Genomic DNA, 3978 nt, shown 5'->3' on the forward strand with positions numbered 1-3978 from the left:
GTTCGGGTCCAGGTGGTCGAGGCCTGTGGGGTCTGCGCTGGTGCGCTTGATCGTTTGCATGTGTATCACCTCAGGTAGTCGTAGAACTTCGCACGAAGGCGGTCTGCGTGGATGATCCGGTTCGGCTCGCCGGCGGGCACGGCGACCAGTTCGAGAAGTCGCCCTGCCGTATCGGTGCCGATGATGAGGAGCCGTTCCTCGCCGTCGTACTCGTATTCGACGTAGCGGATCGCGTTCTCGAGCGCGTGGGTGATGTCGTTATCGCTGATCTTGTGTTTACGCGCTGAGTCGGTGATCCACACTTGTCAAGTTTACCTTTACGCTCATGCTTGTCAAGAATACCTTTACAGTCGTGCCGTCGGTGAACCCGGTCCCGACCCGCCCGATGTGCACAAGTGTCGTCGTAAACCCAGGGGAGTTGCATCCAATGCAAGGGCTGGGAGGTTCGCGTACCGCGAATCTACCCGGATCGCGGGATCGGGTGGCGACGATTTAGCCCTGGTGAGAGCGTGATTCACGCTGTACATTGCATCTGTTGCACGATTGCTGCGTTGGATGGGAGCAGGTGTTGGCGGATCGGTATCGCGATCAGCTTTATCCAGCTGTCGTCGTGATGCCGTTCGTAGAAGTCGGGGAATTGTGTCCGTACTTTCGAAAGATACTCGCCAGCGACCTGCACCCGCATGAGTGTTCCATCCCACAGCAGGGAGTTAGATACAAATTCCTCGACCGAGCCGGGACGAGTCCCTTGAATCTTCACCAGAGACTCGATCGCAGCAGCGAGAAACGGCGCCGGGGTCTTCGACATAAAGGAAAGGATAGCGCGTTCCCGCGCCACCTCCGCGTCAAGCCACTTTCACCAAGTCGGGTTTGATGTAAGGCTCGAAATGCTTGTTCAGTTTGGTGACGACGTCGGCGCCACCCGGCAGTAATTGGTTCAGCTCTTCTTGCAGGTACAGAAACTCCCACGGATCTGCATCAGCACCGAATACCATGAGCAGATCGAGGTCACTGTCGGGACGTGCCGTTCCCCTCGCATAGCTCCCGAAAACGTAGGCTTCCACAACCCCATGCCGGCGCAGAATCTCGCGCAGCTCCCCCAACGGTATCGGGAGTGCGAGTGTGCTGACCACCTGCGCCATACCGCGATTATAGTTCAGCAGCCGCGGGCGCACCTCCGACGACGTAAGCCCCGGACCGAACCCTCCCGTGCCGTGCCGGTGGCATCGATATCAATGCACCCATTCAACGAAGATCGACACCCAGGCACTCGGCAGACTCGCTGTAGTGCGCATCCAAGCGCGAACTCACGGCGCGGAAAATGCCCCGCCGGTCCGCACCGTCAACCCCGCGCCACAGTCGAGTCGGTCGCCGCCACACACCGCCACCGGCCCGCATCACGATCGATGGTGCCGGCGCGAGCCACAAGGCGCATCGGAGCACCCCGCCTCGCTCGGCGCCCACACGGCGCCCACCGTCGACTGATCCCGTCGACGCCTTGACGCCCTAGCCTGCAACATCCGCCACACGACGGTATGGCCTGTCGACCTGACAGGCGTTACCCGCCACGACGCACCGAACGCCGAGGGTGCCTGCCGCACCACATCCGCTGCGGCACGAACGTCTACCTGCACACCCACGAAGCCGACATCATCCCGTGACTACGCACCCACAGCCGCTACTCGGCGGCCCCCGCGAAATCACGCCAGTCCGGCTGTCCCCGACAGTCGAGACGACTGCAACGAAATCCTGTCGTAAAAGACACCGAAAGTGGACTTCGGACATGACAGAAATCACACGAGAAGGAACCCGATAAACGGAGCTGAACGCATCAGCACTGAACGTCGAGAATCCTCGATATTCCGGAGCGAACTTCCCGCCATCAGCGCCCCGCCTTCATCTCGGCAGGGCAACAAAAAGAAGCACTCGAATACGTTAATGTTGAACATCAGAAACGGACACGAATTGCGTGAACGCGGTTTCTGCCCGGCATGACTGCACCGTGAAGTTCGCACCATCCAAGCCCGAAACGAGGAAGGACCGTGCAGTATCGACTCACTCCCGACCAGTACGAAAACCTCGCCGGCCGACACGCGGCAACGAAGCCGAGATACGAAGGCCGTGCGCTGTTCGGCACACCATGCCTGGCCTACGCCGGAAGCCACCCCCGCACCTTCATCAGCGACCTCGCCGACACCCTCGCCGAACGCACCGGACAGGACCCACACGAACTCCGAAACGAGCTCGTCCGCTCACACCGGACAGATGTGCTGCTCTTCGAGCAGATCGTGTACTGGCCGGCAATCCAAGTCGATCCCTGACCAGACGACACCGAAACACCACAAAACCAGTGCTGCACAACAGAACCAAAACACACCACGAGGATGATCACCATCGACCACACCCCATACCCCGACCCGCACATCCCGGTGACCGACTACACCACGATCCAACCGGGCGACGTCATCCGCTACACCGCCCGACACCACCATCACGGACACCGAATCGACACGGACGACTACATCGTCACCGCCGTCGACACGACACCACGCGACCTCGGTGACGGCACGCCCCTGACCTTCCCCTGCCACCGACTACACGTACGAGCAGTGACACCACCCGACGAACACGCCGCATCCCGCACAATCAGCGACGCCCGACCCCACGCCACGACAACCCGAATCGTGGACACCACCGACACGATCGTGCGCGCAGACCGCCGCGCCGCCGCACACCTGGTCGACGCCGCCGCACACACACCGAACCGATGACCCACCCCCGCAGGTGACCTGCGGAACCACACGCCGCCCGAACAACACCCGGCGCGCGGCGGCCGGAACCGAGAAGATGAGAAGGAGAGTTCTGTGGAGATGACACTCGCCCCGATCGAGCACCCGGCGGGGGACCCGTACCGTGACCCGGCCGTTCACCGTGCCCGCGAACGGTTCTGGTGGCACCAAGCGATCGCCGACGAGCTGCGCCGCCTACGCCACGACTGCGTCGACCCGAAGACGGGGGAGGGCTATCCGGCGTTTCCCGTCACCGGGATCGCCGACAACATCCGCGACGGCATCCCCTGCGCGAATCCGCTCGACATCGCCGTGAGTTGCCGACAGATGATCGCCTGGGGCGAGCTGGTCAAGGCCGAACCGCTGTGGGACGTCGAACCCGACCTGTGGGTGGCCTTGGCGCCGTGACCGTCCACAACCACACAGTGCCGGTGGCCGGCCTCACCGACGAGCAGATCCACGCCGTCGACGACTATCTGGACCGCGCCGATCGCACCGGAGACGTCACTGTCGCATCGATCGTTCGGGCGATACCGGACCTCGAACAACGCATGGATGCCCTCGCGTGGCGCCGCGCCCACCGTCGCCAGCGCAGTGCGTGAGCGGCCGGGATCGGCAGGTGTATGCCGATGCCGGCCGCGGGCGCGGTGCGGGGCCGGTCCGTACGCCCCGACCGCGCGCCCCCGCCTGGTGCCGTGGGCGGACTCTCAATGACCGCGGAAAATGGCTTAGCGACAACAAGATAGAAACATGCGAGGGCGATTCCCATGAAGACGAACACGATGACGAACGTCGCGTACGCCGCTGCCGCCACCGGAACGCAGCAGTGACCGCGCACGCCGACGGCGCCGACCGGACCGTGATCTACGCGATCCACACCCCGGATGCAGGCGGTGCGCCGATGAACGAGACTGCCGCATGTGAGGTCCATCTGGCCGCATACTCCGACACCGGCACGGATCTGGCTGCCAACGCCGACGACCGGCCGCGACAGCTCGAATACACTGCTGTGCGTGACCCCGCCAACAACGACACAGTCTGCGCGCTGTGCGGGATCGGCTGAACGCGCATTCCGATGCGCCCCGCCGGGCGTCCAGCACACCACAGGGAGATGATGCGGACGTCCCAGATGCCCGCCCGCGGCGGTCTCCGCCGTCGGCCGCAGTAGGGCGCGGCGTCGGAGCGCGCG

8 protein-coding genes are annotated in these 3978 nt (G+C 63.5%); 5 read left to right on the plus strand and 3 right to left on the minus strand.

Translation table 11 applies throughout. The features are described 5' to 3' along the window. Window positions 1–65 precede the first annotated feature (65 nt). The 3 genes from WAX14_RS02010 to WAX14_RS02020 all read right to left on the minus strand — a co-directional run bounded on the left by WAX14_RS02010 (window position 66) and on the right by WAX14_RS02020 (window position 1142). Window positions 66–302, minus strand: coding sequence for a hypothetical protein (locus WAX14_RS02010; RefSeq protein ID WP_422626423.1), 237 nt, complete (start codon window positions 300–302; stop codon window positions 66–68). Window positions 303–514: 212 nt separating this feature from the next. Continuing rightward, window positions 515–808, minus strand: a complete 294-nt coding sequence (locus WAX14_RS02015) for a hypothetical protein (protein WP_422626424.1) — start codon at window positions 806–808, stop codon at window positions 515–517. 37 nt (window positions 809–845) lie between these two features. After that, window positions 846–1142 carry a nucleotidyltransferase family protein gene (locus WAX14_RS02020; RefSeq protein ID WP_422626425.1) on the minus strand — a complete coding sequence of 99 codons (297 nt, stop codon included), beginning with the start codon at window positions 1140–1142 and terminating at the stop codon, window positions 846–848. Window positions 1143–2042: 900 nt separating this feature from the next. Between WAX14_RS02020 and WAX14_RS02025 the strand changes: the two genes are divergently transcribed. From WAX14_RS02025 to WAX14_RS02045, 5 genes are all read left to right on the plus strand, one after another. Next, window positions 2043–2321, plus strand: coding sequence for a hypothetical protein (locus WAX14_RS02025; RefSeq protein WP_422626426.1), 279 nt, complete (start codon window positions 2043–2045; stop codon window positions 2319–2321). Window positions 2322–2384: 63 nt separating this feature from the next. Further along, a complete protein-coding gene (locus WAX14_RS02030) occupies window positions 2385–2771 on the plus strand; it encodes a hypothetical protein (RefSeq protein ID WP_422626427.1) in 387 nt (128 codons plus the stop codon). Window positions 2772–2864: 93 nt separating this feature from the next. Then, the gene (locus tag WAX14_RS02035; RefSeq protein WP_422626428.1) at window positions 2865–3197 is read left to right on the plus strand and encodes a hypothetical protein; all 333 of its coding nucleotides are present in this window, start codon (window positions 2865–2867) and stop codon (window positions 3195–3197) included. Beyond that, entirely contained in the window at window positions 3194–3391 is a 198-nt protein-coding gene (locus WAX14_RS02040; RefSeq protein ID WP_422626429.1) for a hypothetical protein, read from the plus strand. Before WAX14_RS02035 ends, WAX14_RS02040 begins: the two co-directional genes overlap by 4 nt. A gap of 224 nt (window positions 3392–3615) precedes the next feature. Beyond that, entirely contained in the window at window positions 3616–3852 is a 237-nt protein-coding gene (locus tag WAX14_RS02045) for a hypothetical protein (RefSeq protein WP_422626430.1), read from the plus strand. The last annotated feature ends 126 nt before the right edge of the window (window positions 3853–3978 follow it).

Origin of the sequence: Rhodococcus sp. (in: high G+C Gram-positive bacteria), from assembly GCF_049299235.1 — a bacterium.
GTDB lineage: Bacteria > Actinomycetota > Actinomycetes > Mycobacteriales > Mycobacteriaceae > Rhodococcus.